General features: G+C 63.4%; 26 protein-coding genes and 2 tRNA genes. 21 read left to right on the forward strand and 7 right to left on the reverse strand.

Annotation, left to right across the window (positions count from 1 at the left end):
* Positions 1–94 precede the first annotated feature (94 nt).
* The 11 genes from ACQ4WQ_RS05755 to ACQ4WQ_RS05805 all read left to right on the forward strand — a co-directional run bounded on the left by ACQ4WQ_RS05755 (position 95) and on the right by ACQ4WQ_RS05805 (position 13,515).
* Positions 95–3,145 carry an ATP-binding protein gene (locus tag ACQ4WQ_RS05755; RefSeq protein WP_436495289.1) on the forward strand — a complete coding sequence of 1,017 codons (3,051 nt, stop codon included), beginning with the start codon at positions 95–97 and terminating at the stop codon, positions 3,143–3,145.
* A complete protein-coding gene (locus ACQ4WQ_RS05760) occupies positions 3,142–5,307 on the forward strand; it encodes a sensor histidine kinase (RefSeq protein ID WP_436495291.1) in 2,166 nt (721 codons plus the stop codon). The genes ACQ4WQ_RS05755 and ACQ4WQ_RS05760 overlap by 4 nt, the downstream gene beginning before the upstream one ends.
* 174 nt (positions 5,308–5,481) lie before the next feature.
* Positions 5,482–7,692, forward strand: a complete 2,211-nt coding sequence (locus ACQ4WQ_RS05765; RefSeq protein WP_436495293.1) for a two-component system response regulator — start codon at positions 5,482–5,484, stop codon at positions 7,690–7,692.
* Positions 7,693–7,846: 154 nt separating this feature from the next.
* Positions 7,847–8,689, forward strand: a complete 843-nt coding sequence (locus ACQ4WQ_RS05770) for an urease accessory protein UreD (protein WP_436495295.1) — start codon at positions 7,847–7,849, stop codon at positions 8,687–8,689.
* 25 nt (positions 8,690–8,714) lie between these two features.
* Positions 8,715–9,017 carry an urease subunit gamma gene (locus ACQ4WQ_RS05775; RefSeq protein WP_436495297.1) on the forward strand — a complete coding sequence of 101 codons (303 nt, stop codon included), beginning with the start codon at positions 8,715–8,717 and terminating at the stop codon, positions 9,015–9,017.
* A 30-nt stretch (positions 9,018–9,047) separates the two neighbouring features.
* Positions 9,048–9,377, forward strand: a complete 330-nt coding sequence (locus ACQ4WQ_RS05780) for an urease subunit beta (protein WP_034751935.1) — start codon at positions 9,048–9,050, stop codon at positions 9,375–9,377.
* A gap of 1 nt (position 9,378) precedes the next feature.
* Entirely contained in the window at positions 9,379–11,079 is a 1,701-nt protein-coding gene (gene ureC / locus ACQ4WQ_RS05785; protein WP_436495299.1) for an urease subunit alpha, read from the forward strand.
* A gap of 13 nt (positions 11,080–11,092) precedes the next feature.
* Positions 11,093–11,617 carry an urease accessory protein UreE gene (gene ureE, locus ACQ4WQ_RS05790; protein ID WP_436495301.1) on the forward strand — a complete coding sequence of 175 codons (525 nt, stop codon included), beginning with the start codon at positions 11,093–11,095 and terminating at the stop codon, positions 11,615–11,617.
* Positions 11,617–12,297, forward strand: a complete 681-nt coding sequence (locus ACQ4WQ_RS05795) for an urease accessory protein UreF (protein ID WP_436495303.1) — start codon at positions 11,617–11,619, stop codon at positions 12,295–12,297. The genes ureE and ACQ4WQ_RS05795 overlap by 1 nt, the downstream gene beginning before the upstream one ends.
* Before the next feature lie 22 nt (positions 12,298–12,319).
* Positions 12,320–12,958 (forward strand): urease accessory protein UreG, encoded by a 639-nt coding sequence (ureG, locus tag ACQ4WQ_RS05800; protein WP_070289315.1) that lies wholly within the window; start codon positions 12,320–12,322, stop codon positions 12,956–12,958.
* On the forward strand, positions 12,955–13,515 hold the full coding sequence (locus ACQ4WQ_RS05805; RefSeq protein WP_436495306.1) for a HupE/UreJ family protein: 561 nt from the start codon (positions 12,955–12,957) through the stop codon (positions 13,513–13,515). Before ureG ends, ACQ4WQ_RS05805 begins: the two co-directional genes overlap by 4 nt.
* Here ACQ4WQ_RS05805 and ACQ4WQ_RS05810 read toward each other — a convergent pair.
* The 5 genes from ACQ4WQ_RS05810 to ACQ4WQ_RS05830 form a co-directional block, all read right to left on the reverse strand.
* The gene (locus tag ACQ4WQ_RS05810; RefSeq protein ID WP_326457755.1) at positions 13,512–14,123 is read right to left on the reverse strand and encodes a 1-acyl-sn-glycerol-3-phosphate acyltransferase; all 612 of its coding nucleotides are present in this window, start codon (positions 14,121–14,123) and stop codon (positions 13,512–13,514) included. The genes ACQ4WQ_RS05805 and ACQ4WQ_RS05810 overlap by 4 nt on opposite strands.
* A gap of 204 nt (positions 14,124–14,327) precedes the next feature.
* Positions 14,328–14,651, reverse strand: coding sequence for a hypothetical protein (locus ACQ4WQ_RS05815; protein WP_436495308.1), 324 nt, complete (start codon positions 14,649–14,651; stop codon positions 14,328–14,330).
* Between the two features lie 89 nt (positions 14,652–14,740).
* Entirely contained in the window at positions 14,741–15,805 is a 1,065-nt protein-coding gene (locus ACQ4WQ_RS05820) for an alkene reductase (RefSeq protein WP_326457753.1), read from the reverse strand.
* 56 nt (positions 15,806–15,861) lie between these two features.
* Positions 15,862–16,158 carry an ArsR/SmtB family transcription factor gene (locus ACQ4WQ_RS05825; protein ID WP_436495310.1) on the reverse strand — a complete coding sequence of 99 codons (297 nt, stop codon included), beginning with the start codon at positions 16,156–16,158 and terminating at the stop codon, positions 15,862–15,864.
* Between the two features lie 160 nt (positions 16,159–16,318).
* A complete protein-coding gene (locus ACQ4WQ_RS05830; protein ID WP_035819959.1) occupies positions 16,319–16,681 on the reverse strand; it encodes a DUF1304 domain-containing protein in 363 nt (120 codons plus the stop codon).
* Between the two features lie 209 nt (positions 16,682–16,890).
* On the opposite strand from ACQ4WQ_RS05830, the gene sugE reads away from it, so the two are divergent.
* Both sugE and ACQ4WQ_RS05840 read left to right on the forward strand, forming a co-directional pair.
* Positions 16,891–17,211 (forward strand): quaternary ammonium compound efflux SMR transporter SugE, encoded by a 321-nt coding sequence (sugE, locus tag ACQ4WQ_RS05835; protein ID WP_070217981.1) that lies wholly within the window; start codon positions 16,891–16,893, stop codon positions 17,209–17,211.
* 23 nt (positions 17,212–17,234) lie between these two features.
* Positions 17,235–17,564 carry an SMR family transporter gene (locus ACQ4WQ_RS05840; RefSeq protein WP_070217979.1) on the forward strand — a complete coding sequence of 110 codons (330 nt, stop codon included), beginning with the start codon at positions 17,235–17,237 and terminating at the stop codon, positions 17,562–17,564.
* Here the strand turns inward: ACQ4WQ_RS05840 and ACQ4WQ_RS05845 are convergent, their stop codons facing one another.
* Positions 17,565–18,527, reverse strand: a complete 963-nt coding sequence (locus tag ACQ4WQ_RS05845; RefSeq protein WP_436495313.1) for a M14 family metallopeptidase — start codon at positions 18,525–18,527, stop codon at positions 17,565–17,567.
* Positions 18,528–18,665: 138 nt separating this feature from the next.
* Between ACQ4WQ_RS05845 and ACQ4WQ_RS05850 the strand changes: the two genes are divergently transcribed.
* Entirely contained in the window at positions 18,666–19,778 is a 1,113-nt protein-coding gene (locus ACQ4WQ_RS05850) for an acyltransferase family protein (protein WP_436495315.1), read from the forward strand.
* Positions 19,779–19,781: 3 nt separating this feature from the next.
* On the opposite strand, the gene ACQ4WQ_RS05855 is transcribed toward ACQ4WQ_RS05850, so the two are convergent.
* Positions 19,782–20,246 carry a hypothetical protein gene (locus ACQ4WQ_RS05855; protein ID WP_436495317.1) on the reverse strand — a complete coding sequence of 155 codons (465 nt, stop codon included), beginning with the start codon at positions 20,244–20,246 and terminating at the stop codon, positions 19,782–19,784.
* A gap of 137 nt (positions 20,247–20,383) precedes the next feature.
* Here ACQ4WQ_RS05855 and ACQ4WQ_RS05860 point away from each other — a divergent pair.
* The 7 genes from ACQ4WQ_RS05860 (at position 20,384) to pheS (ending at position 25,295) form a co-directional block, all read left to right on the forward strand.
* Positions 20,384–20,460: transfer RNA gene (locus ACQ4WQ_RS05860), tRNA-Val, on the forward strand.
* Between the two features lie 89 nt (positions 20,461–20,549).
* A tRNA-Val gene (locus tag ACQ4WQ_RS05865) sits at positions 20,550–20,626 on the forward strand.
* Between the two features lie 215 nt (positions 20,627–20,841).
* Positions 20,842–22,749 carry a threonine--tRNA ligase gene (thrS, locus tag ACQ4WQ_RS05870; RefSeq protein WP_071326353.1) on the forward strand — a complete coding sequence of 636 codons (1,908 nt, stop codon included), beginning with the start codon at positions 20,842–20,844 and terminating at the stop codon, positions 22,747–22,749.
* Positions 22,750–22,761: 12 nt separating this feature from the next.
* Complete coding sequence (gene infC / locus ACQ4WQ_RS05875) at positions 22,762–23,322, forward strand: translation initiation factor IF-3 (RefSeq protein WP_205711303.1); 561 nt, start codon at positions 22,762–22,764, stop codon at positions 23,320–23,322.
* 227 nt (positions 23,323–23,549) lie between these two features.
* Entirely contained in the window at positions 23,550–23,747 is a 198-nt protein-coding gene (rpmI, locus tag ACQ4WQ_RS05880; protein ID WP_038493025.1) for a 50S ribosomal protein L35, read from the forward strand.
* 26 nt (positions 23,748–23,773) lie between these two features.
* Positions 23,774–24,133 (forward strand): 50S ribosomal protein L20, encoded by a 360-nt coding sequence (gene rplT / locus ACQ4WQ_RS05885; RefSeq protein WP_010399214.1) that lies wholly within the window; start codon positions 23,774–23,776, stop codon positions 24,131–24,133.
* A gap of 145 nt (positions 24,134–24,278) precedes the next feature.
* Entirely contained in the window at positions 24,279–25,295 is a 1,017-nt protein-coding gene (gene pheS / locus ACQ4WQ_RS05890) for a phenylalanine--tRNA ligase subunit alpha (RefSeq protein WP_034751917.1), read from the forward strand.
* Position 25,296: the final 1 nt, after the last annotated feature.

A 25,296-nucleotide genomic window follows, 5' to 3' on the forward strand; every position in this document is an offset into this window, starting at 1 on the left:
ACGTTATCATGTTTTTGTAAGTGTCGGTGGCTGAATGGTCGGCGCATGGTTGAAACATGGTGACATACGAGGGCGAGCATGGGCATGGCGAGTGATGCGTGAAGCGCCGGGCGGCGGGATGGGCGGGGCAGCGGTGCGCCGCTGCGGCCGCGCATTGCTGCTGGTGCTCTGTGTCGCCGCGGCCCCGGCCGCCGTGCCGGCCACGGCGCCGGCGCACCAGGGGCAGCGCGTGCTGTTCCTCAACGCCTACGATTACGGCCGCGCCGGCGTGGAATCGTACACACGCACCTATGTGGCCGCCATGGCCGCCGCGGGCCTGGCCAGCGAAGACATCATGGTCGAGCACCTGAACCTCAATACCCAGGGCGACCCGGCGTTGCGCAACGAGATGCGTGATTTGTTGCTTTTAAGATACACCCAGATGATGGGGCGCAAGGCGGACCTGATCATCGCCATGCAGCAGCCGGCGCTCGACTTTTTGCTGTCGGACCTGGCGCCGCTGGCGCGCGGCGTGCCCGTGCTGGCGATTAATACCTCGGGCAAGGCCTTGCCGGCCGGCAGTCCGCTGGCCATCTGGCAGCAAAAGGCGAATGTCGATTTTCCCGGCACCCTGGCGCAAGCGATGGCGCTGTTCCCGGAGACCAAAACCATCGTCATGGCCGTCGGCACCAGCGAGGCCGACCAGGCCTTGAAGCGCAGCATGCAGCAGGCGGCGCTGGCGTGGCGGGGCAAGGTGGCCATGCGGTATCTCGACAACCTGTCCCTGGAGCAGATGCGCGCGGCGGTGGCGCACTTGCCCGCCAATACGCTGCTGGTGGCGGGCAATGTCAACCGCGACGTGGACGGCAACATCGCCACGCCCGTGCAGTTTTCCGTGCAGCTGGCGCAGCTGGCCAACGTGCCCGCCTTTGGCATGTATAACGCGACGGTCGGCAAGGGCATCCTGGGCGGCTCCATCCTGCACATCGAACGGGCCGCGCAGCAGGTGGCGCAGATGTCGCTGGCCGTGTTGGACGGCAAGGCGCCTGCCGCGCCGGGCGCCTTGCTGCCGCCGGTCCGCCCGGTGCCGATGTACGACTGGGAGCAGCTGCAGCGCTGGGATGCCGACATCAGCCAGCTGCCGCCGCACACCCTGTTCCTCAACCGCCCGCCGCGGCTGTGGCAGGAACACCGCGCCGCCGTGCTGCTGACGGGCGCCATCTTCATCGTGATGGTGAGTTTGCTGAGCGCCTTGCTGCTGCAGCGGCGGCGCTTGCGCCGCGCCGAGAGCGAGGCGCGCGAAAGCGAACAGCGCTTCCGCATCCTCGTCGAGCATGCGCCCGAGGCCATCGTCGTGTACGACCTGGACCAGGACCGCTTCATCGACGCCAACAGCAGCGCGCAGCGCATGCTGGGCATGTCGCGCGAAGCGCTGCTGGCGCGCGGGCCGTTCGACCTGTATAGCACGGAGCAGCCCGACGGCATGCCTTTGGGCCTGATGATGGAAGAGCATCTGCGCCGCGCCATGCTGGGTGAACCCATCCTGGTCGAGCGCCATGTGCGGCGCGCCGACGGCAGCGTTTTTCCCTGCGAAGTGCGGCTGGTGCGCTTGCCGATGGAAGGGCGGCGTCTGGTGCGCAGCGGCATCGTCGACATTTCCGAGCGCAAGCACAGCGAGCAGGAGCTGCTCGGCTACCGCGACCACCTGGAAGAACTGGTGCAGCAGCGCACGGCGGCGCTGTCCGTGGCCGTCACCGAGGCCGAATCGGCGAACCGCGCGAAAAGTGTTTTTCTCGCCAACATGAGCCACGAATTGCGCACGCCCTTGAATTCCGTGATCGGGTTTTCGCAGATGATGGCCGATTCGAGCAGCATGTTCGAGGAAGAAAAGCATAACCTGGCCATCATCAACCGCGCCGGCCACCACTTGCTGACCTTGATCAACGACATCCTGGAATTGTCGAAAATCGAGGCGGGCCGCATGCAGCTGCAGGCGGGACCCGTGGACTTGAATGGTTTGCTCGACGAAGTGCTCGAGATGGTGCGCATGCGCTCGGGCGACCAGGGCATCGCACTGCGGCTCGAACGTGCCGGCGTGCCGCCGCTGGTGCGCCTCGATGGCGCCAAGCTGCGCCAGGTGCTGCTCAATTTGCTGTCGAACGCGCTCAAGTTCATCGAGCAGGGCAGCGTGACCCTGTCGCTGGATTGCCAGGCGGGCGATGATGGGCAAGTGGCGCTGGCGTTTGCCGTGCGCGATACGGGCAGCGGCATCGCGGAAGAGGACCTGGAACGCATCTTCGAACCGTTCGTGCAGGCCGGCAGCGCCGTGGCGCAGGCCGGCACGGGACTGGGGCTGACCATTTCGCGCGAATTCGTGCGCCTGATGGGCGGCGAGCTGCGCGTCGAATCGACCTTGGGTGCCGGTTCCCGCTTCAGTTTCGCGCTGCACGCGCCGCTGCTGCGGCAGCCGGCCATCGCGGCGCTGGCGCCGGGCCGCGTGGCGCGCCTGCCGCCGTCCCAGCGCGGGCGCATGGTGCTGCTGGTCGACGATGACGACAACTGCCGCAAGCTGCTGGCCGGCTTGCTGGCGCCGCTGGGTTTCCAGCTGCACGAGGCAGCGGGCGGCGTGCAGGCGCAAGCCATGCTGGCGGCGCAGCGCTACGACATGGTGCTCAGCGACTGGCGCATGCCGGACATGGACGGCCTGGCGCTGACGCGCTGGCTGCGTGCGCAGCCGGCGCTGGTGCAGCCGCGCCTGGTGATCATGACCGCCTCCGCCTTCGAGGAAGAAAAGCAGGAGGCGCTGGCGGCCGGCGCCGACGGCTTCCTGCGCAAACCGATCGAGCAGGAACACCTGTTCGCCATGCTGGAGCAGCAGCTGGGCCTGCGCTTCCAGCGCACTGCCGCCCCGCCGCCGCGCGTGCCGGCCGCCGCCTTCGATCTGCAACAGGCGCTGGGCCAGCTGGGCGGGGCCGAGCGGCAGGCGCTGCTCGAATCCGTGCAAGCGCTCGATTTGCGGCGCAGCGCCATCGTGCTGGCCGGCGTGGCGACCAGCCTGCCGCAACTGACGGCGCACATCGCCGCCATGCTGGAGCAGCACCAGTACCAGCCGCTGTGCGCCCTGCTGGCGCAGCCGGCCAGCGAGCCGCAGGGCGAGGACGCATGACTTTGCACGCATCCAGGGGCGCGCGCCTGGGCGGCGTGTCGATCGTGCTGGCCGTCAGCGTGGCGCTGACCTTTGTCGTCACCGCGCTGCTGCTGGTGTTTGCCGTGCTGTTTTACCAGTCCGAACGCGAACAGCGCTGGCAGCAGCTGCAGCGCAGCCTGTCCGTCAGCGCGGACCAGCTGGCCGTGGCCATCGAACTGCCATTGTGGAATCTCGATGAAAAACAGATGCAGGCCATCATGCGCAGCATGCTGGGCAAGCGCGATCTGGTGGCCAGTTCCCTCACGCCGGGCATCGGCAAGGAAGCGCTGGTGCTGCGCCGCACTGCGTCCGGCGCCATCGGCAGCTTTTCCTCGCTGTCCGCGGAACCCGGCTGGCTGGTGCAGCGGCGCCCCGTGACGATGGGCGGGCAGGTCATCGGCAGCGTCGCCGTGTATGCGACGCCGGCCCTGCTGCACGCGCAGCTGCGCCAGCGCGCGCTGGGCATCGGCGCCATGATCGTGGCGCTCGACGTGATCCTCGTGGCCAGCATCTGGCTGCTCATGTGGTGGCTGATGCTCAAGCCCCTGAAGGCGATCGGCCAGTATGCGGCCGGCATCCAGGCGGGGCAGGGCGAAGCGTCCGGCACGCCGCCGGAAGCGTGGTTCCTGGGCGAGCTGCGCACCTTGTACCGTTCCATCCGCGACATGGTGGCGCTGCTCGACAGCCGCTACCGCGCCCTGCAGCGCAGCGAAGAGCGCGTGCAGATGGCCACCGGCGCGGCCAGCATCGGCATCTGGGACTGGAACGTCAGCAGCGATGCCTTGCAGTGGGATGAGCAGATGTATGCGCAGTTCAAGGCCGATCCTGGCAGCGGCGTGGCGCCCGAGGCGATCTGGCGCGGAGCGCTGATGCCGGACGACGTGCCGGCCGTCAAGGCGGCCCTGCGCGCCGCGCTGGGCGCCGGCCAGGCGTTCACGCACGAGTACCGCATCCTGTGGCCCGATGGCGCCATCCGCTACATCAAGGCCGACGCCGTGATCTTCCGCGACGGCCAGGGCCGGCCCATGCGCCTGGTGGGCTCGAACTACGACATCACGGCGCACCGCGAGGCCGAACTGGAACTGCTGCGCCACCGCCATCACCTGGAAGAACTGGTGGCCGAGCGCACGAGCGCCCTGTCGGTGGCCGTCAGCCAGGCGCAGGCGGCGAACCGCGCCAAGAGCACCTTCCTGGCCAACATGAGCCATGAATTGCGCACGCCCTTGAATTCCGTGATCGGCTTTTCGCGCCTGATGGCCGCCTCGCCCAACATGCAGGACGATGAAAAGCGCAACCTGGCCATCATTCACCGCTCGGGCAATCATTTGCTCACCCTGATCAATGAAATCCTCGAACTGTCGAAGGGCGAGGCGGGGCGCCTGCAGGCGCAGACCGCCGTGGTGGCGCTGGCGCCCCTGCTGCAGGAAGTGATGGACATGCTGGGCATGCGCGCCGAGCAGCAGGGACTGGCCCTGCGTCTCGATTGCGCGGACCTGCCGGCGGCCGTGCTGCTCGACGCGACGCGCCTGCGCCAGGTGTTGCTGAACCTGATGTCGAACGCCGTCAAGTTCGCCGGCGGCGGCGAGGTCACCCTGCGCGTGCGCGGCGAGCGGCGCGATGGCGATCAATGGATGCTGTCGTTCGCCGTCAGCGACACGGGCATCGGCATCGCCCCGGAGGACCAGCAGCGCATCTTCGAGCCCTTCGTGCAGGCCGACAGCGCGGGACCGAAGGATGGCACGGGCCTGGGCCTGGCCATCTCGCGCGAATTCGTGCAGCTGATGAACGGCGAACTGACGCTGGAGTCCACGCCGGGGCAGGGCGCCACCTTCCGTTTCAGCATACCCGCGCAGGCGGCCGAGGCGCCCGTGCAGGCGGCCATGCCGCTGCCCGTGGCGCCCGCGCCCGAGGCGTTGCCGGCACTGCGGGCGCAAGATTTGCTGCTGCTGGCCGGGGAAGACCGCGCCGCCTTGCTGGTGGCGCTGCGCGAATTGAACCTGGCCAGGGTAGCGCAGCTGCTGGCGGCCCTGCCTGCGTCGGCGGCGCCGTTGCTGGCGCCGCTGCAGGCCATGCTGGACCAGCATCAGTACCGCCAGCTGTGCGGCTTGCTGGAGAATGAGGGGGCGCTGGCGCACACGTAAAAGTGTGGGCTGACAACATCGGTTTCGCTGAAAAGACGGACTAAGCAGGGTCGATGGATGGTGCTAAATTGCAATAAAGATTATGATGATGGTACGTAGTTCATCGCAAAGAAATGTCTTGTCCAGCGCGGCAACGGATCGCCGCGCCTCATCCAAAGCTGAGAGAACTGCTACATGCACCGCGATTTTTCGGAAGTGAATTCGAAGGGCGAAGTACTGATCGTTGAAGATACGCCGGCTTCGCTGAAGCTGTTGAGCGATTTGCTGGGCGGCGCCGGCTATGCGGTGCGCCAGGCGCCGAACGGCGAACTGGCCCTGTGGACGGCTCAGGCGCGCCCGCCGGAGCTGATCCTGCTCGACGTGCGCATGCCGGGCCTCGACGGCTTTGAAGTGTGCCGCCGCCTGAAGGAGATACCGTCCCTGTGCCAGGTGCCGGTGATCTTCCTGTCGGCCCAGTACGATACGGACGACAAGGTGCGCGGCTTTGCGCTGGGCGCCGTCGATTTCATCGCCAAGCCCTTCCAGGCCGAGGAAATCCTGGCCCGCACCGATGCCCACGTGCGCCTGGCGCGGGCGCAGCTGCAGCTGGCGCAGGAGCGCGCCAACCTGGAACGGCGCGTGGCCGAACGCACGGCCGAACTGGAACAGGTGGCCAGCACCCTGGCGCGCGAAGTGCAGATCCGCCGTGCCAATGAAGAATTGCTGCGCCTGTCGGGCCAGGTCTTCGAAGCGACCCAGGACGCCATCCTGATCACCGATCCTGCCGGCGTCATCGTCACGGCCAATCCCGCCTTTACCCGCATCACCGGCTATGCGGCACAGGAAGTGGTGGGCACGGACATCATGCGCCTGCATGCCGAATACACGGGCGAAGCGGTGCTGCTGGCCCTGCGCCAGGGCTTGCGCAGCAGCGGCTGCTGGTCGGGCGAGGTGCAGACGCGGCGCAAGAGCGGCGACACCTATCCCTGCCTGCTCAGCGCCTCCACCGTGCACGGCCCGGACGGCGCCGTCGTCAACTACATCGGCGTCTTCCTCGACATCAGCGAGCGCAAGGCCGAGCAGCATCTGATCGATTTCCTCTCCTACCACGACGCGCTGACGGGCTTGCCGAACCGCGTGCTGCTGCGCGAGCGCTTCGAACAGGCGCGCGCGAACGCCTTGCGCGACAGCCAGCAGGTGGTGCTGATGTGCCTGGACCTGGACCGCTTCAAGAACATCAACGATTCGCACGGCCAGGCCGTGGGCGACAAGGCGCTGCAGGTGGTGGCGCGCTTCCTGTCCGGCTGCGTGCGCGAGGGCGATACCGTGGTGCGCCAGGGCGGCGACGAATTCCAGATCCTGCTGCAGGACGATGCCCTGCTGGGGCGCACCCTGGGGCTGGCGCAAACCATCCTGGCCGGCTTGCGCGAAGAACTCAGCGTCGATGGCGAGCGCCTGGCGCTGACGACCAGCATCGGCATCGCCATGTGCCCGGCCGACGGCGACAGCCTCGACGACGTGCTGCGCCACGCCGACACGGCGCTGGTGCGCGCCAAGGAAATGGGGCGCGACCATTACGCCTTCTTCACGGAGCGCATGGGCAGCGATATCCGTGCCCGCCTGGCCATGCAGCAGCAGCTGCGCGGCGCCATCGGCCGCGACGAATTCGAAGTGCATTACCAGCCGCAGATGTGCTTGCGCACGGGCGCCATGCTGGGCGCGGAAGCGTTATTGCGGTGGAATAACCCTGTGCTGGGCAAGGTGCCGCCCGGCCTGTTCATCGCGCTGGCCGAGGAATACGGCTTGATCACGGCCATCGGCGAATGGGTGCTCGAAAGCGTCTGCGCGCAGATCCGCGTGTGGCACGACGCGGGCCTGGGCAGCATCAAGGTGGCCGTCAACCTGTCCGGCAAGCAGTTCGCGCAGGACCGCACGGTGCCGTTCGTCGAGGCGGCCTTGCGCAAGTACGGCATCGCGCCCGCCTGCCTCGGCATCGAAATCACGGAAAGCACGGTGATGGGCGACCCGGACAAGGCCGTGGCGGCCCTCACGCGCCTGAAGGACATCGGCGTGGGCATTTCGCTCGACGACTTCGGCACCGGCTATTCCAGCCTCGGCTACCTGAAGCGCTTCCCCATCGACGTGCTGAAGATCGACAAATCCTTTGTCGACGACGTCACCACCAGCAGCAGCGACGCGGCCATCGCCCGCTCCGTCATCTCGCTGGCGCACAACCTCGACATGCGCGTCATCGCCGAAGGCGTGGAAACGCGCGAGCAGGTCGACTTCCTGACGGAGCACGGCTGCGATGAAATGCAGGGCTATTATTTCAGCCGCCCCCTGGCCGCCGCACCATTCACGGCCTTGCTGCGCGAACGGCGCACCCTGGCCGTGGCCCAGGCATAAGCGCCGCGGTGCGGCCGCTGCACCATGGCGGTGCGTCCGCTGCAGCGCGGTGCGCAATGTTCACTTTTCTTTCCCCTGACGCTGGCACATATCCTGCTTAGGTAATCGCTTATTTACGCGATTGCCCCGCATGCCAGACAGCAGCCATCCAGTCATGCCTACACCAGCCAGCGCCCACGGCGCCTGGCAGGCGCAGCTGCGCCTGGGCTTCGCGCTGCACGATGGCGTCAGCCGCCTCGTCGAGCGCACGCACAGCGGCCCCTTGCGCGTGCAAAAGCCCCTGTATCCGGAAGGCGATGCCGTCTGCCACGCCATCATCATCCATCCGCCCGGCGGCGTGGTGGGCGGCGACCAGCTGGCCGTCGACGCCACGGCGGGCGACGGCGCGCACGCCTTGCTCACGTCGCCGGGCGCCGCCAAGTGGTACCGCGCGAATGGCCATGTCTCGGGCCAGCACATCGTGCTGCGCGCGGGCAGCGGCGCGGCCATCGAGTGGCTGCCGCAGGAAAGCATTTTCTTCGACCAGGCCTGCGTGCGCTTGCGCCATGAAGTGGAACTGGCGCCGGACGCCGGCTACATCGGCTGCGACATCGTCTGCCTGGGCCGCAGCGCCGCGGGCGAAATTTTCAACACGGGCAGCATCAGCCAGCAGGTGCGGATCCGCCGCGGCGGCAAGCTGCTGTGGTGGGAGCAGGGCGTGCTGGCCGCCGGCGGCGCGCTGATGGCCAGCCCGCTGGGATTGGGCGGGCACACGGTGTGCGCCACCCTGATCGCCGTCGGCACGCAAGTTGCTCCCGCCGTGCTGGCCGCCGTGCGCGATATCGCCGTGCCGGCCGGCGCCGCGTTTGGCGCCACGCAGATGAAATCGCTGGTGGTGGTGCGCCTGCTGTGCGGCGACAGCGAGGCGGCGCGCCGCGTCATGCTGGCCGCCTGGCAGCTGCTGCGTCCCGCCATGCTGGGGCGCGACGCCGTCGTGCCCCGTATCTGGAACACTTAATCAGGAAAGAAACGCAAGGAAAACCATGGACCTGACTCCCCGCGAGAAAGACAAGCTGCTTATTTTTACGGCCGCGCTGCTGGCCGAACGGCGCCTGGCGCGCGGCTTGAAATTGAATTATCCGGAAGCGGTGGCCCTGATCAGCGCCGGCATCATGGAAGGCGCGCGCGACGGCAAGTCGGTGGCGCAGCTGATGTCGGACGGCACCAAGATACTCTCGCGCGCCGACGTCATGGACGGCATCGCCGAGATGATCCCCGACATCCAGGTGGAGGCGACCTTCCCCGACGGCAGCAAGCTGGTGACCGTGCACCACCCGATACCGTAACCCTACAAGCGACATTGACAGGAGCCCCTCATGACCCCAGGCGAATACCAATTGGAAGAAGGCGAAATCAGCTTGAATGCCGGGCGCGCCACGGCCACTGTGGTGGTGGCCAACCGCGGCGACCGGCCCATCCAGGTCGGTTCGCACTTTCACTTTTTTGAAGTCAATCCGGCGCTGGCCTTCGAGCGCTGGCGCGCCTACGGCATGCGCCTGAACATCACGGCCGGCACCGCCGTGCGCTTCGAACCGGGCCAGCAGCGCACGGTGGAACTGGTGGCGCTGGCGGGCGAGCGCAAGGTCTATGGTTTCAATGGCGAAGTGATGGGCGAACTGCAAGACACTCCACCGGGAAAGGATTGAGATGGCCAGCATTCCCCGCAGCGCGTACGCCGAGATGTTTGGCCCCACCAAGGGCGACCGCATCCGCCTGGCCGACACGGAACTGTTCATCGAAATCGAGCATGACTATGCGATCTACGGCGAAGAAGTGAAATTCGGCGGCGGTAAAGTCATCCGCGACGGCATGGGCCAGTCGCAGCGCTGCGCGGCCGAGGTGATGGATACCGTCATCACGAACGCCGTCATCCTCGACCACTGGGGCATCGTGAAGGCCGACATCGGCCTGAAAAACGGCCTGATCTTCGGCATCGGCAAGGCGGGCAACCCGGACATCCAGCCGGGCGTCACGCTCCCCATCGGCGGCGCGACGGAAATCATCGCCGGCGAGGGCATGATCGTCACGGCCGGCGGCGTCGACACGCACATCCACTTCATCTGCCCGCAGCAGATCGAGGAAGCGCTGATGAGCGGCGTGACCACCATGCTGGGCGGCGGCACGGGGCCGGCCGTGGGCACGGCCGCCACCACGTGCACGCCGGGGCCGTGGCATTTGCACGCCATGCTGGCGGCCGCCGATGCCTTCCCGATGAACCTGGGCTTCATGGGCAAAGGTAACGTCAGCTTGCCGCTGCCGCTGGAAGAGCAGGTGCGCGCGGGCGCCATCGGCCTGAAACTGCACGAGGACTGGGGCAGCACGCCGGCCGCCATCGACAATTGCCTGTCCGTCGCGGACCGCATGGATATCCAGGTGGCGCTGCACAGCGATACCCTCAACGAGGGGGGATTTCTCGAACACACCCTGGCCGCCTTCAAGGACCGCACCATCCACACGTTTCACACGGAAGGGGCGGGCGGCGGCCATGCGCCCGACATCATCGCCGCCGTGGGGCAGGCCAACGTGCTGCCCTCGTCGACGAATCCGACGCGCCCGTTCACCGTCAACACGCTCGACGAGCACCTGGACATGCTGATGGTGTGCCACCACCTGGACCCGGCGATTGCCGAAGACGTGGCCTTTGCCGAGTCGCGCATCCGCCGCGAAACCATCGCCGCCGAAGATATCTTGCACGACATGGGCGCCATCTCGATGATGTCGTCCGACTCGCAAGCGATGGGCAGGGTGGGCGAGGTGATCATGCGCACCTGGCAGACGGCGCACAAGATGAAGGTGCAGCGGGGCGCGCTGGCGCCCGACACGGCGCGCAGCGACAATTTCCGCGCCAAGCGCTACATCGCCAAGTACACGATCAACCCGGCCATCACGCACGGGATTTCGCACGTGGTGGGATCGCTCGAAGCGGGCAAGATCGCCGACATCGTGCTGTGGAAGCCCGCGTTTTTTGGCGTCAAGCCATCGATGATCTTAAAGGGCGGCATGATCGCGGCCGCGCAGATGGGCGACCCGAACGCGTCGATCCCCACGCCGCAGCCCGTGCACTACCGCATGATGTTCGGCGCCTTCGGCGGCGGCCTGAAAAAGTCGTTTACGTTTGTCTCGCAGGCGGCGTATGACCTCGATATCGGGCACCAGCTCAAACTGAATAAATCCGTCATCGCCGTGAAGAACATGCGCGGCTTGCGCAAGCACGACATGATCCACAACGGCGCCACGCCGCACATGGAAGTGGACCCGGAAACCTACGCCGTGCGCGCCGACGGCCAGCTGCTCGTGTGCGAGGCGGCGGCCGTGCTGCCCATGGCGCAGCGCTATTTTCTATTTTAAGCGGGAGACAAGCATGCTGACTTTGCATACCAAATTAGGTCCCGACGATGACCGCGCGCCGTTTGCCCAATTGGTGCTGCCCTACGACCAGCGCGAAAAATGCCGGCTGCGCGCCGTGCTGTCGAATGGCGACGACGTGGCCGTGTTCACCGTGCGCGGCACGGTGCTGCGCGACGGCGAGCGCATGACGGGGCCGGGCGGGCAGGTGGTGCAGATCGTCGCCGCGCGCGAACCGACCTATCTGGTGCGCTGCGCGGATGCGCACACCCTGCTGCGCTGCGCTTTCCACCTGGGGAACCGCCACACGCAGGCGCAGGTGGGCGACGGCTTTTTGCGCATCCGCAAGGATGTGGTGCTCAAGGAGATGCTGGAAGGCTTGCAGGCGACCGTGACGGAAGAAAGCGCGCCGTTCGAGCCGGAAGCGGGCGCGTATGGCGGCGGCCATGGCCACCACGACGGCCACGGCCAGCACTTGCTGGCGCCCGTGCCGCTGCGGCAGAGAATCCACCGCCCCGGCGACGTGCCAGGCGCTGCGTGATGCAGGCGTCGGCCCTGCTGCATCTGCTGCAGTTCGCCAGCCCGGCCTTGCCGATCGGCGCCTACAGCTATTCGCAGGGGCTGGAAGCGGCGCTCGAATCGGGCCTGGTGACGGATGCGGCCACGGCGCGCGCATGGATCGCGCAACACCTGGCGCAGGTGGTGGCGCGCTGGGAGGCGCCCCTGTGCTGGCGCTTGATGCAGGCGTTTGAAGCGCAGGATCTGCGCGCCGTTCAGCGCTGGAGCGAGCGCTTCATCGCTTCGCGCGACACGGTGGAATTTCGCGCCGAAACCATCCAGATGGGCTATTCCTTGACCAAGCTGCTGGCCGAGCTGGGCGTGGCCGAGGGCGTCTTGATCGACATGCTGCAGGGCGAGCCCGAAGTGGCGCTACCCACCGCGTATGCCTGCGCCGTGGCGGCGCTGGCCATTCCGCGCGAAGAGGCGCTGCTGGCCATGCTGTTCGCCTGGGCGGAAAACCAGGTGCTCGTCTGCGTGAAATCCGTGCCGCTGGGGCAGGTGGCGGGCCAGCGCCTGCTGCTGTCGCTGCGGCCGGACCTGGAAGCGGCGGCCCTCACGGCGCAAACCTTGGCAGACGACGAGATGGGCAACTGGGCGCCCGGCCTGTCGCTGCTGTCGATGCGACACGAAGTGCAGTACAGCCGCCTGTACCGTTCCTGAACTATTCAATGAGAGAGCAAACATGACATCGATTACCTCCAATCCCTTGCGCGTGGGCATAGGCGGGCCCGTCGGCTCGGGCAAGACGGCCCTGTGCGAAATGCTGTGCAAGGGCATGCGCGAGCGCTACGACATGGCCGTCATCACGAACGATATCTACACCAAGGAAGACATGGAAATCCTGCTGCGCGCCGATGCCTTGCCGGCCGAGCGGCTGATGGGCGTGGAGACGGGCGGCTGCCCGCACACGGCCATCCGCGAGGATGCGTCGATCAACCTGGAAGCGATCGCGCGCATGCAGGCTGATTTTCCCGATCTCGACTTGATCCTGGTCGAATCGGGCGGCGACAATCTGGCCGCCACCTTCAGCCCGGAACTGTCGGACCTGACGATTTACGTGATCGACGTGGCCGGCGGCGAAAAAATCCCGCGCAAGGGCGGGCCCGGCATCACGCGCTCCGATTTGCTCATTATCAACAAGACGGACCTGGCGCCGTACGTGGGCGCGAACCTGGACATCATGGCGCAGGACGCCAGGCGCATGCGCGGCGAGCGCCCCTTCGTGTTCACCAACCTGCGCAGCGGCGACGGCGTGCAGGTCGTCATCGATTTTATCCGCGAGCAAGGTTTGCTCGATCAACCAGGCAAGGAGCTGCAATGAGCGCAAGACTGATGAAGAAAACGGCCGCCGTGGCGGCACTGTGCCTGCTGGCCTTGCCAGCGATGGCCCACCCCGGCCACGGCGAGAGCGTGGGCTTCCTGGCCGGCTTCGCGCACCCGTTCACGGGCATCGACCATTTGCTGGCCATGCTGGGCGTGGGTCTCTGGGGCGGCCAGCAGCGCCGCGGCTGGGGCCAGCCCGCGACTTTCCTCGGCATGATGCTGCTCGGCGCGCTGGCCGGCATGGCGGGCTTGACGGTGCCTGGTCTGGAAACGGGCATCGCCGCCACGGTGGCCCTGGTGGGGCTGGCCATCGCGCTGGCGCTGGCTTTGCCGAACTGGCTCGGCTTCGGATTGGTGGCCATGTTTGCGCTGGCGCATGGCAATGCGCATGGACAGGAATTGCCGGCTGCCTCGGCCGCGTGCGGCTTCATGCTGGCGTCGGCCGCCGTGCTGTGTACGGGACGCGTCGTCGGCCAGGTGCTGGCCGAGCGCGTGCTGCGCCTGGCCGGCGTGGCCTTGACGGCCGCCGGCGTGGTGCTGATGGGAATGAATTAAGCGCCGGGGCGGCGCTCGGACAGCACGATGGGCGCCGCCTTTTCCGGATGTAAACCCTGGTGGCCCGCATACACGGCGGCGATCGCCGCCATGTCGGCGTCCTTGTCGCCCGTCAAGTATAAATGGTCGACGACGCCCAGCACCTTGTTCGGGTAGTCGATGTAGACGAGCAACAGCGGCACCTTGGCGGCCAGGGCCAGGTGATAAAAGCCGCTTTTCCAGTTCGGGCGGTAGCTGCGCGTCGCTTCCGGCGTGATGGCCAGCCAGTACCAGTCGGCGGCCAGCATGCGTTCGGCCTGGCGCTGAATCGTGCCGCTGGTGGTGCTGCGGTCGACGGGTTCGCCGCCCAGATAGCGCAGCACCTTGCCCATGGGGCCGCGGAACAGCGAATCCTTGGCCAGCCAGCGGAACGGCAAGGACAGCGCCCATTTGCCGAACAGGCCCACCATGAAATCCCAGTTGGACGTGTGCGGGTAGACGACGGCGATGCCGCGCGGCCCCGGCAAGGGGCGGAAGCGCATGCGCCAGCCGAACAGGTGCAGCACGCGCAGCGCGCAGCGCTGGTGCCAGGTCGGCAAGTCGCCCGCTTGTACAAATAAATCGTCCATCGATACCCTTCAGTGACACTGTTTTAATGGGATGGCGCTGGTGGCCATTTTCCTTGAAGCAAAAATTCTGCGCAGGCATTCTATACGGGGCTGGCGGTGGCGACAAGCAGCCGAGGCCGCTATCCATGCGGTGTCGGGGCTGTTCGTACTGCCATTTTAACCATGCTTGCCTCCTGTGCCGGGCACTAAATGCACGGTATGTGGTCAAAACTTGATGCAGGGTTGATTCACCCGATAGGGAGCCATGGCATGAAAAACAGTAGCGATGATGTACATGGAAACAATGTCCGAACGGACAAAGTGATGGCCGAGCTCGTCGAGCGTGGCGTGGCGTTTCATCACGCCCTGGGCCGGACGGTCGCGACGGCCTATTTGCGCGAGCACGCCGTGCCGGCCGAAGTGATACGCCGCGTCTTCAGCAGCGTGCAGGCGCGCCGCCCGGCGCGGCCGGCCCGGCGCCGATGGCGTTGAGGGGGACGAGTAGCGACCGAGTCGCGCCGTAAAAAAAGCGGCGGGCGCCGCGATCATTACGCAATCAGCTGCGTTGGTATCGTTGCGCCCGCCGCCATTGGGGGATGAGCAGCGCGGTGCTGCTCATGGTGCTCTCAGGACGTCGTTCAGGCTTGTGCCGCCAGCGCGGGGTAGTCCGTATAGCCTGCGGCATCCGGCGCGTACAGGGTGTCCGGGTTCAGCGGGTTGAGCGGCGCGTCGCTGTGCAGACGGATGGGCAGGTCGGGGTTGGCGATGAACCACAGGCCAAAGGCCACGGCATCGGCTTCGCCCTTGGCCAGCAAGGCTTCGGCCGCCGCCTTGTCCATTTTCTCGTTGGCAATGTACACGCCGCCAAATTCCTGCTTCAGGTACGGGCCCAGGCGGTCTTCACCGAGCGCTTCGCGCGCGCAGATGAAGGCGATGCCCCGTTTGCCCAGCTCGCGTGCCACATAGCCGAAGGTGGCGCGCGGGTTCGAATCGCCCATGTCGTGCGCGTCGCGTCGCGGCGCCAGGTGCATGCCGACCCTGTCGGCGCCCCATACTTCGATGCACGCGTCCGTCACTTCCAGCATCAAACGGGCGCGGTTTTCAATCGAGCCGCCATAGTTGTCGGTGCGCAAGTTGGTGCTGTCTTGCAGGAACTGGTCGAGCAGATAACCATTGGCACCATGGATTTCCACGCCGTCGAAGCCCGCTTTTTTCGCATTCTCTGCGCCCAGGCGGTAGGCTGCCACGATGCCGGGAATTTCTTCCGTGTCCAGCGCGCGCGGCGTGACGAATTCCTGTTTCGGGCGGACCAGGCTGACATGGCCGGCCGGCTTGACGGCGCTGGGTGCCACGGGCAGGTCGCCATCGAGGAAGACGGGTGCGGAAATGCGGCCCACGTGCCACAGTTGCAGCACGATCAGGCCGCCCGCGTCATGCACGGCCTTGGTGATGTGTTTCCAGCCTTCCACCTGCTCGTCGGACCAGATGCCGGGCGTATCGGCATAGCCCACGCCCTGCGGTGTGACGGCCGTTGCTTCCGAGATGATCATGCCGGCCGAGGCGCGCTGCGTGTAGTACTCGGCCATCAGGGCGTTGGGCACGCGGCCAGGATTGCCGGCGCGCGAACGCGTCAGCGGCGCCATGATGATACGGTTTTTCAGTTGCAGGCTGCCAATGGTGATGGGGTCGAATAAAGTTGCCATGATTGCTATCTTTCCTGTCGAGAGTGCCGCGAACGGCGATATGGATGGGGTTGCTGTTACAAACCTTGCTGCATGTGGTCCAGAAAGGCCTGGATGGTGGCTTCATTACGCTTGAAAAAGCTCCATTGGCCAACTTTTCTGGTGGAAATTAAGCCGGCCTTTTGCAGGGTGCTCAGGTGCGCCGAGACGGTCGATTGCGATAGTCCCAGCCGGCGGTCGATCAGGCCGGCGCAGACGCCGAAGTCGAGCGGATGGTCCTGTTCGCAAAAATACTGCTCCGGCTCCTTTAGCCACTGCAAAATCTGCCGCCGTACGGGATTGGCCAGCGCCTTGTGAATGGCGTCGATGTCCATGCTGTTTTCTCCTAGTCATGTTCGTCTTCAAACGATATATGGTTCGTCTTTTATGAATTTCAATATCGGTATATTACGATATAAGTAAAAAACGTGCTGGCCAGTGGATTTTTCAGGCAGGGCGGGTGGAAGGGCGGCCGGTCGGCCGCCCTGGCAGGAATCAGGCGAAGTGGAACAGCAGCAGGGCGATGACGGCAGGCACCGTTTGCAGGTAGAGGATGCGCGTCATGACGGTCGCCGCGCCCCACACGCCGGCCACGGCGATGCAGGCCAGGCCGAAGACGGTGAAGGCATGGGCGATGGCGGCGTCCGGGTGGAAAAAGCCCAGCGCCAGTGCCGCCACGAGAAAGCCGTTGTAGCAGCCCTGGTTCGACATGGCGGGGCGCACGATCTCCGCCTTTTCCTTGGACAAGCCAAACACCTTGCGTCCGCGCGCATCGAACAGCACGGTTTCCAGCAGCACGATGTAGACGTGCAGCAGCAGAATGAGGGCGGTAAGGATTTGGGCCAGTAGCAGCATCATTGTTCCCGAGAGTGAGTGGATGCAGCAATTATGCTGCCACAAGCATGTTTTTTGGCAATATTTGATTGGAGCGGCCGCACTAGAAAAAATGTGCTTGCGGCAAGGGTTTCCACCCGATGGTATACTCTTCCCTTTGCTCCTGTGGGGACGACCCCGCTCGATGTGGGGGCTGCATGGCGGGGACGACCCTGCCGCCTCGGGAGAAATAGATGGCGTGGATCATTCTGGTATTGGCGGGCTTGCTGGAAATCGGCTGGGCCATCGGCCTCAAATATAGCGCCGGTTTTACCCGCCTCGTGCCCTCCGTCTTGACGGCGGTGTCCATGCTGGGCAGCGTGGTGATGCTGGGCCTGGCCTTGCGCACCTTGCCTCTGGGCACGGCCTACGCCATCTGGACGGGCATCGGCACCGTGGGCACGGCCATCTTCGGCATCATGGTGCTGGGCGAACCGGCCAGCGCCGCGCGCATCGCCTGCATCGCCCTGATCGTGTCCGGCATCCTGGGCTTGAAATTGCTCAGCCCGCAATAAAGGATGCCAGCATGAGTCTCGCCATGACGTATTTCTACCTGGCTATCGCCATCATCGCCGAAGTCATCGCCACCAGCGCCTTGAAGGCGTCCGAGGGCTTCAGCCGCTTGTGGCCCAGTGTCATCACCGTGGTCGGCTACAGTATCGCCTTCTGGTGCTTGTCGCTGACCCTGAAGGTCATTCCTACCGGCATCGTGTATGCGATCTGGTCGGGCGTGGGCATCGTGCTCATTTCCGCCGTGGGCTGGTTCTGGTTCAAGCAAAGCCTCGATACGCCGGCCTTGATCGGCCTGGGGCTGATCATTGCCGGCGTGCTGGTGATTAACCTGTTTTCCAAGTCGGTCGGCCACTAATCAAAAGCTGCTGGCCACCCGCGCCAGGTAATACCATTCGGCATTGGCTTGCGCGTTGACGTCCGGGAAGAGGATGTAGGCGTCGAATTCGGCCGTCACGGGCGTGCCGTCCGCGCGCACGCCGATCTGCTCGCCCTGTTTGACCTTGTCAAAGCTGGACCAGGTCTTGATGAAGCGGTCGCTTGCATGCAGCTTGTCGTGCACGACGACCATGTTCAGCGCTTCCATGTCGGCGTCGGCGATCGGTTCAGGCTGCGGCGCATCGATGAAACCGAGGAAGGCCAGGGTGTTCATGATGGCGCGGTAGGCCACGTCCGGCGCGGCCGGGTCCGCGTGCTGGCCGCATTCCAGGGTCAGCGCATAACCGCCCGTCGAGCGCATGTATTCCGTCGTGCCCACGCCATAACGCAAGACCAGGCCCACCTGGTCGCTATTGCCCAGGCGGCGCTGCACGCCCTGGCCGTACGCATGCAGCCAGCCATCGACGAAGCGGCGCACGCCCAGGCGGCGCGCCAGCGCGCGCTCCTTGTCTTCATGTTGAAACGGTTGCAGCGGGCCATCGTTGTTGCGCGGTCCCACCATGACGAAGGGCTGGCTGTCGGCATTGAACGAGTGCAAGTCCAGCAGCACGTCGTGCTGGCCCAGCAGAGGGCACAGCCAGTTGGCGATGCGGTCTTCGAAATCCTGCGGATTGTCGTTTGGGAACAAATTACGGTTCAGGTTGCGGTCGCCGCTGCGCACGCCCTTGGCGTAGGCGAGCGGGTTGGTGATGGGCACGAAGGTGACGCTGCCGGCCACGATGGAGAGGGCGCCGCTGTCGAGTTCAGCCATCACGCGGTGGATGCCCTTGGTGCCGCAGGTTTCATTGCCGTGCACGGCGCCCGTGACGATCAGGCGCGGGCCGCTGCCCTGGCCCGTGTAGTTGATGGATTTGAAGTGGAGTGCGCTGCTCATGCTGGACATATCCTATGCTGTTGCGGGAAGGGAAAGCGGGGTCGGCATATTTTAGCGGGATTCGCCGTGCACGCCTGCAAAAAGTTGGCCATGGCAAGGTGCGCCGTGGCATGATCGGCGCCACCGTTGTTTTCCCTTGCCGATTCCATGTCCAGTACGTCCCATCCTTCCCGCCTGTATGGCCTCGATACCTTGCGTGCGCTGGCCATCGTGCTCGTCTTCATGAACCACTATCTGCTGTTCGTCAGCGAGGGCGGGGCGTTCGGTTTCTGGGGCGAAATCGGCTGGGTGGGCGTGGACCTGTTCTTTGCCCTCAGCGGCTATCTGATCGGCAACCAGATCTTCGCGGCCCTGCGCAGCGAGCACGGCTTTTCCTTGCCGCGTTTCTATGCGCGGCGCTTCCTGCGCACCTTGCCCAATTTCTATGTCGTGCTGGCTTTGTATTATGTGTGGCCCGCGTTTCGCGGCGACAGCGCGCTGCTGCCGCTGTGGAAATTCCTGACCTTTACGCAAAACATCAATCTGACGCCGGGTACGGCGTTTTCGCATGCGTGGTCGCTGTGCGTGGAAGAGCAGTTCTATGTGCTGCTGCCGGCCGTGGCGTTGTTGATTGCCGCCTGCCGCAAGTCGCTGCTGTGGGCCTGGCTGGCCGTGGCCGCCAGCTTGATCGTCGGCATGCTGGTGCGCGCCTGCCTGTGGGATGAGTACGTGCAAGTACCGCGCGGCGGACTTGGCTATTACAAGTATATTTATTACGCGTCGTGGTGCCGCTTCGACGAACTGGTGGCGGGCGTGGCCTTGGCGCTGCTGAAAAATTACCATCCGGCTGCCTGGACGCGCCTGACATCCCATGGCAACCGCACCCTGCTGGCGGGAATCGCTGCTACGGCGCTGCTGTTTTATGTATTTCTTACCGATCACTACGGCTATGCGGTGACCGTGTTCGGCTATCCGGCCCTGGCCGCCAGTTTCAGCTTGCTGCTGATCGCCGCGCTCAGTCCCGGCAGTGCGTTATATAAACTGCGCGTGCCGGGCGCGGCCAGCCTGGCCCTGTGGTCGTATGCGATTTATTTGCTGCACAAGCAGCTGTGCATCCTGCTGCGCCCCGTCTTGCAGGATATGGGGTATGGGCCGGACGGGGCGCCGGCGATACTGATCAGTATCGCCGTCAGCATCGCCACGGGCTGGCTTTTATATGCATTGGTGGAAACGCCGTTCATGCGCTTGCGGGCGCGCTATGTGCCTGCCAATCACGCGTGACGATTACATGTCGATCACATCGAGTCCCCGCGGCGTGCCCACCAGCAATTCCAGGATCGCATGCACGCGCAGATTCGTGTCTTCCTGTTCCGTGTTGTAGATCAGGGTGCTCAGGCCGGGCACGGCTTCCGTGATGTGGGGACTGGCGTAGGCATTGATCAACAACAAGACCAGGTCGGTGGCGCCCGCGCCGGGCTGGCGCCGCAGCCGGTCGTGGATCACGTTCAGCAGCGCGCGCTGCATGCGCGGCGTGGGATTGGTGATGTAGGCGAAGACGCTTGGCGTGTTGGCGATGGCCGCGCAGATGCGCCGCTCCATCTCGTCGGGTTTGACGTCGGAAGCGATATCGAAGTACGCCGCATTCCAGCGCGTGCGCGCATACGGATGGCCGGGCGGGAAGGAGTCGGCCGTTTCGAAACCGCAGACGCGGCTCAGGGTTTTCAGCCAGGCTAATAAGGTGGAGTTCATGCCCCGATTCTAGCGGCATTCCAGGTGTCCCGGGCCCACTCCATATAAAGGAGGCTGACGCCCGGAGAAATGATTAAAGTTTCCTGCAAAACAGCCCTTGTCATTCTGGGAAAGCCTCTCTATAATGCTGGTCTTCGGGGCGGTTAGTTCAGCTGGTTAGAATACTTGGTCGACATCCAAGGGGTCGGGGATTCGAATTCCTCACCGCCCACCAGAATTTGGCAGTAAGTGGTTTTAAAGAGTTTTAAGCTGGCGCAAGCCGCAAGCGGTCATTTGAAATACAATGATCAACAAAAGTTTTACGGGCGGTTAGTTCAGCTGGTTAGAATACTTGGTCGACATCCAAGGGGTCGGGGATTCGAATTCCTCACCGCCCACCAGAATGCAGTTAGAGAGAAAGGTAAAACCGGTTATGACACCGCGAACTACTACCAAGCTTTGGGAGTGACGCTAGTCGAACGGGTTTCCTTTGTCTCAAAAAAGTGAAAAACGCGGCTAGTCCGCGTTTTTTTGCGTCTGCGTTTTCCTTTCAGTTTTTCAGTCCACACCATTCATTGCAGTTTTACCTGGCGCCAGCGCCGATATGGAGATCAATATGCTTACAATCCGACTTCCCGATGGTTCCGCCCGTCAATTTGACGGCCCGGTCACCGTGGCCCAGGTTGCGGCCAATATTGGTACCGGCCTGGCCAAGGCTGCCCTGGCGGGCAAGGTCGACGGCAAGCTGGTCGATACCTCCTATCTGATCGAGCAAGACGCGGAACTGGCGATTGTCACGGACAAGGATGCTGACGGCCTGGAAGTGATCCGTCACTCGACGGCCCACTTGCTGGCGTATGCCGTCAAGGAATTGTTCCCGGACGCGCAAGTGACCATCGGTCCCGTGATCGACAACGGCTTTTACTATGACTTCGCCTACAAGCGCCCGTTCACGCCGGAAGATTTGGTCGCAATCGAAAAGAAGATGGCGGAACTGGCCAAGAAGGATGAGCAAGTCACGCGCAAGGTTGTCGCGCGCGACGAAGCCATCGACTACTTCAAGGGTATCGGCGAAGCGTACAAGGCTGAACTGATCGGCTCGATCCCGGCCGACCAGGAAGTGTCGCTGTATTCCGAAGGCAAGTTTACGGACTTGTGCCGCGGCCCTCACGTGCCGTCGACGGGCAAGCTGAAAGTGTTCAAGCTGATGAAGCTGGCTGGCGCCTACTGGCGCGGCGACTCGAAAAACGAGATGCTGCAGCGTATCTATGGCACGGCCTGGGCCAAGAAGGAAGACCAGGAGCTGTATCTGCACAATCTGGAAGAGGCGGAAAAGCGCGATCACCGCAAGCTGGGCAAGCAGCTCGATTTCTTCCATTTCCAGGAAGAAGCGCCGGGTCTGATCTTCTGGCACCCGAAAGGCTGGTCGATCTGGCAGCAGGTCGAGCAATACATGCGCAATGTGTACCAAGTCAACGGCTACCAGGAAGTCAAGGCGCCGCAAATCCTCGACCGTGGCCTGTGGGAAAAAACCGGTCACTGGGATAATTACCGTGAAAACATGTTCATCACGGAATCGGAAAACCGCGCCTATGCGCTGAAGCCGATGAATTGCCCTGGCCACATCCAGATTTTCAACAATGGCATGCGCAGCTACCGCGACTTGCCATTGCGTTACGGCGAATTCGGCCAATGCCACCGCAACGAACCATCGGGCGCCTTGCACGGCATGATGCGCGTGCGCGGCTTTACGCAGGATGACGGCCATATCTTCTGCCTGGAAGAGCAGATCGCCGGCGAAGTGACGGCGTTCCACCAGCAGGCGATGGATGTGTACACGGCGTTCGGCTTCACGAATATCGACGTGAAACTGGCCTTGCGCCCCGATAACCGCATCGGCACGGAAGAGTCGTGGGATTTCGCCGAGGAATCCTTGCGTTCGGCCCTGCGCGCCTGCGGCGTGGAGTGGACGGAATTGCCGGGCGAGGGCGCGTTCTACGGCCCGAAGATCGAATACCACCTGAAGGATAGCCTGGGCCGCGCGTGGCAAGTGGGCACCGTGCAGATCGACCCGTCGATGCCGGGCCGTCTCGGTGCCGAATACGTGGCCGTGGACAACACGCGCCAGGTGCCGATCATGCTGCACCGCGCGATCGTGGGTTCGCTGGAACGTTTCATCGGCATCCTGATCGAACACTATGCGGGCGCCATGCCGCTGTGGTTGTCGCCGGTGCAGGTGTCGGTGTTGAATATTTCCGACGCCCAAGCTGATTATGTACAAGAAGTAACAACAAAACTGCGCAAAGCGGGGCTGCGTGTACAGGCTGATTTGCGTAACGAGAAGATTACCTATAAAATACGTGAACATTCCGTACAAAAATTGCCTTACATCTTAGTAATTGGCGACAAAGAGCGGGATGCGAATACAGTGGCCGTGCGGGCGCGGGGCAATGTCGATCTGGGCGTCATGTCCGTCGATGCCCTGATTGAGCGACTCAAACATGAAGTCGACACCAAGGCCTGACGAGGAAACTCGCTGCACGACCGTCTTACAAGATTTTTAAAGGAAATTACAATAGCTACTGACAAGTCACATCGCATCAATGGCGAAATCACTGCCCCTGAAATGCGTTTAAGCGGGGTCGATAACGAGCCACTCGGTATCGTAAGTTTGGCTGAAGCCTTCCGCCTGGCGGAAGAGGCAAACGTCGACCTGGTGGAAATTGCGCCTACCGCGCAGCCACCGGTGTGCCGTTTGATGGACTACGGCAAATTTAAGTATTCGGAGCAAAAGAAAGCTCACGAAGCCAAATTGAAGCAAAAGATCATCCTCGTGAAGGAAGTCAAATTCCGTCCGGGGACTGATGATGGTGACTACAATATCAAGTTGCGTAATCTCATCAAGTTCCTCGAAGATGGCGATAAAACCAAGATCACCTTGCGTTTCCGCGGTCGTGAGATGGCGCACCAGGATATTGGCTTCCGCATGCTGGAACGTCTGAAAGCCGATCTGGAGCCGTACGGCCAGGTCGAGCAGTTCCCGAAGATGGAAGGCCGCCAAATGATCATGGTTCTTTCGCCTAAGAAGAAGAAGTAAGCTACAATAGCGTTTTACTGTGGATCGACGTGGTTTGTGCCAGCATTGGTGCGACACTAGATTCCAGGCAGAATTTGCGCGGCCCGCTCAGCAATGTGCGGGCCGCGTGAACTGTAGCGGACTCGCATCCGCTGCACAACATGTGAAAGCAGGCATCTAAGCGCAGCGTCGTGTTGCCACCTGCAATCCTGTTATAAATGGAGCTGTCCGTAAGAGGACAGATTGCTATGCCTAAAATGAAGACCAAAAGCTCCGCGAAAAAACGTTTTCGCGTGCGTCCAGGTGGAACAGTCAAGTCGGGTCACGCGTTCAAACGCCACATCCTGACCAAGAAAACCACCAAAAACAAACGTCAGTTGCGCGGTACCCGTAACATCAACGCATCGGATGTCACATCCGTCATGCGCATGATGCCGACTGCTTAATCTCACACTCAATTTAAGGAGTTACTATGCCTAGAGTAAAACGTGGGGTTACAGCTCGTGCCCGTCATAAGAAGATTCTTGTTCAAGCTAAAGGCTACCGTGGTCGCCGCAGCCGTGTATACCGTGTTGCCAAGCAAGCAGTTATGCGCGCTGGCCAATACGCTTACCGCGATCGCCGCAACAAGAAGCGCGTTTTCCGCCGCCTGTGGATCGCCCGTATCAACGCCGCTTCCCGTGAGCACGGCGTAACGTACAGCGTATTCATGAACGGCTTGAAAAAAGCAAATATCGAACTGGACCGTAAAGTCCTGGCCGATATGGCTGTGATGGACAAGCCAGCATTCGCTGCGATTGTCAACGCAGTGAAAGCAAAAATCGCTGCGTAAGCATCGGTCATTGCACAACGTCATCCGTAGGGTGACGTTATAAAGAGCGGGGCAGGGGTGTGAACCTTATGCCCCGTTTCCGTTTTTGATTGTTGGGTTCTAGATTACTAAATCCAGGATTGATTTCCAAAACAGGAAAAGCCGCATGAACTCCCTAGAAGAACTCGTCGTCTCGGCCCAGGCTGACTTTATCGCCGCCGCAGACGCTGCCGCACTTGAAAACGCCAAAGCCCGCTACCTGGGCAAGACTGGCCAGATTACTGAAATGATGAAGGGCCTGGGCAAGCTGGACCCGGACGCGCGCAAGGCGCAGGGCGCCCTGATCAATGCCGTCAAAGTGCAGATCGAGGACGCGCTGACGGCGCGCCGTGATGCGCTGGCTGATGCCCAGATGCAAGGCCGTCTGAACGCCGAAGCGATCGACGTGACCCTGCCAGGCCGTGGCCGCATGCCCGGCGGCATCCATCCCGTGATGCGCACGTGGGAGCGGGTCGAGGAAATCTTCCGCTCGATCGGCTTCGACGTGGCCGACGGCCCCGAAATCGAAAACGACTGGACCAATTTCACGGCGCTCAACAGCCCGGAAAACCATCCAGCCCGTTCCATGCAGGATACGTTCTACATCGACGGCAATGACACCGATGGCAAGCCCTTGCTGCTGCGCACGCACACGAGCCCAATGCAGGTGCGCTATGCGCGCACGCATACGCCGCCGATCAAGGTCATCGCGCCGGGCCGTACCTACCGCGTCGATAGCGACGCCACCCATTCGCCGATGTTCCACCAGGTCGAAGGCCTGTGGATCGCCGAAGACATCAGCTTTGCCGACCTGAAGGGCGTGTACCTGAACTTCGTAAAGGCTTTCTTCGAGACGGACGACCTGCAAGTGCGCTTCCGCCCGTCGTACTTCCCGTTCACGGAACCGTCGGCCGAGATCGACATCGCCTTCGGCTCGGGTCCCCTGAAAGGCCGCTGGCTGGAAGTGTCGGGCGCAGGTCAGGTGCATCCGACCGTGGTGAAGAACTTCGGCCTCGATCCCGAGAAATTCATCGGTTTTGCTTTCGGCTCCGGCCTGGAACGCTTGACGATGCTGCGTTATGGCATCAACGACCTGCGCCTGTTCTATGAAGGCGATTTAAGGTTCCTGAAGCAATTCAACTAAG

It is taken from the genome of Janthinobacterium goodfellowi (assembly GCF_051380695.1).
Taxonomy (GTDB): domain Bacteria; phylum Pseudomonadota; class Gammaproteobacteria; order Burkholderiales; family Burkholderiaceae_D; genus Janthinobacterium.